Raw genomic sequence first — 2,655 nt, forward strand, 5'->3', positions numbered from 1 at the left:
GTTTAGAAACAATCATCAAAGAGCTCCTCCGGAAAACACTAAACCTTTGAAAGTAAGTATAAGTATATCAACACAATAAAAGAATATGAGTCATCTTAATGGAAGAATTATGCATCAATCAATCAAAAAATCAGAAATAATCAGAATAACGACCCTGCTAAAATCAAAAAACAGAAAAGCTCTTGAATACTTCTAAGATTTGCTAGAAAAAAATTGAAAAAAAAATAACTACACAAGAGCTGTGGAGATATCATTGCCCAAATTGATTCCACAATATAAAAGGTAGGCTTTACGGCTTCGTTGCCGGTTTACGTTCAACACACAGCACATATTCAGCCCCTCTTGGCCATAAGTAAATGCTTAGCTCCACGGCTTAGGGCTGAAAACGATGCTTAATTGTTAGCAGCTTTTAATTGTTTTCCAATGGGATAATCCAAGCATTATTTTTTTCATCAATTGTTCCGTTCAATTCCTCCAATACAACTCTTTCAGTTATTGTTAGACCTATTTTGCTCATTTCCTCAAACGTGATTATACCATTATTTGGAAAGTTTTGTCTTGTCCTGTGGATATTAAATCGATTTGAAAATTTTCTGTCAAATGCCTTTTCTATACCTTCTTTTCCAATCATAAAACCAATTAGTCCTCCCCAAGTGGCAGTAGGATTATCAGAATCCCAACCTGCAAGAGTTCCTATTTTTATTGTTTCTTTTAAGTCGCCCTCTCCGTAAAAAAGACTTACTAAACTTGCAGCAAAATTTATTCCTGCTGCAAAACAGCCATTACAATATAAATTTCTTGATGTTATGTTATAGCCGTCTTTTTGGTTAACCTGATATCTGTAGTAAAGTGAATCTCTTGTTTGTTCCCAAGGAATACCAGACTCATATAAGAGTCTAGTATAATCATACATTTTTGCTGGATAGGAATCATTTGGCAGTATTTCTCTTGATTTACTCGACATCCAAAGCAGTTTTTCTTTCATGCTACTATTAGAATTTGTGGCATACACAAGCGAATACATAGACACATAAAATTTTGAAATATCCTCTGCTTCTTGTCTAGCAGTCGTTTGTATAGGCAATTCTGCTATTTTTAATGCTATATCTGGTCTTGTAGGTGCAAATAGTCCAAATATTTCCGTGGTTAATTGGGCATCAATCATATCATAATGTTCATTAAGTTTTGGGTTCCCTGTTTCGGGAGGAAGAACACCAGCTTTCATTAAATCGAATGCTTTTTGATTAGAAACCCATAAATAGTTTTCCTCTTCAGGCTTTATATGTTTTAACCAACCATTTTGTATTTGCTTTGGGGTAAGTATATTAACTTTATTTGTGTATAGAAGATGTTGATACATAAATTCTATGTCTGTATCATCATCCGCGCCCCAAATTTCATCACTGTTTTTAAATACAAAATCTATGGTAGACGATAAATCGCTGGGAACTCCTGCGCCCCAAATACTTGGTTGGTCGGGTTTCCCCCAATCGTCTCTGGTGTAAAAATCGCCTGTTTTTATTTCCCCGAGATTACCAATTTTATCCATTTCTGTAACCAAACCAGACCAGTTAGCAATGCATTGACCTAGCCAGAACCCGTATAATTGGTTTTGGTACTTATCTTTTGAAATACTAATAGTCTGTGTTTTATTCTCAATATGAATAGTTTTTTTTACACTTTTTGAAATGCAAGAATTCAAAAGGATTAAACAAAGTAATATTGAAATAAAGTTTCTCATAATTGCTGCTAACGTTTAGTATAAGAATAGTAGCCGATTGCGGGCTTCTTTCCTGTCAAGTTACAAGAAAGTTGAAGCGGGTTACAACCCCTGAATTTACTACTGAACCGGCTATTATTTTTATACATTGTTGAACTAAACCTCCCCAAAGGGAGGTAGCTTTCGATTTAAATTCGTATTGAATACGTATAAATCTCATGTTTAATAATTTAATAAAATTAAATCATGAGTAAAATTACTATTTATTCTGAAGCCTGCAACAAAGTTGATGGCTTTAGAGCTATGGGAGAAGAGTTCAAACGTAAACTTATTATTAATGGACGATCAAAGTCTACACACGAAAATTATTTACGCCAAATAGCTAAACTGGCACTTTATTACATGAAAAACCCGCTGCATATAGACATGGATGAGCTGGAAGAGTATCTGTATTACCTGATGCAAAAGGATACGGACGCCTTAAGTTCATATAAACATTTAGTTTATGGTCTGCGTAAGTTGTACTTCCTTTTTGACAAAGAAGAGCTTTTGCTAAAACTGCCCAAAATAGGCCGACCAAAAAAACTTATTACCGTACTCTCTCAACAGGAAACAAAAGAACTAATAAAAGCTCCTGTTCACATAAGGGAGAAAATCATGTTTGGTCTTATTTACGATACCGGAATGCGCATTTCTGAGGTGACAAACCTACTGATTAAAGATGTTGATCTAGATAGAAAGCTAGTACATATTAGGCGATCGAAAAATAAAAAAGACCGATATATACCCATGTCATCACATGCTGTGCGAGGTATTAAAAAACATTTAGCTATTAACTGTCCTAAAGATTATTTGTTTGATAACTACAACAGAAAAGGAATTCCTATTAGCAAAACCCGAATACGAACCCTCTTAAAAGAAGCCCTCAAGAGAAC

At 34.5% G+C, this 2,655-nt stretch carries 2 protein-coding genes; one reads left to right on the top strand and one right to left on the bottom strand.

Annotation, left to right across the window (positions count from 1 at the left end; translation table 11 throughout):
• Positions 1 to 409 precede the first annotated feature (409 nt).
• Positions 410 to 1,741: an ADP-ribosylglycohydrolase family protein gene (locus HNS40_RS22085; RefSeq protein ID WP_172284881.1), complete on the bottom strand. Its 1,332-nt coding sequence runs from the start codon at positions 1,739 to 1,741 to the stop codon at positions 410 to 412.
• A 225-nt stretch (positions 1,742 to 1,966) separates the two neighbouring features.
• On the opposite strand from HNS40_RS22085, the gene HNS40_RS22090 reads away from it, so the two are divergent.
• Positions 1,967 to 2,655 (top strand): tyrosine-type recombinase/integrase (locus tag HNS40_RS22090; RefSeq protein ID WP_172284882.1); only part of this gene is annotated, 689 nt, incomplete at its 3' end.

Origin of the sequence: Lentimicrobium sp. S6, from assembly GCF_013166635.1 — a bacterium.
GTDB lineage: Bacteria > Bacteroidota > Bacteroidia > Bacteroidales > UBA12170 > UBA12170.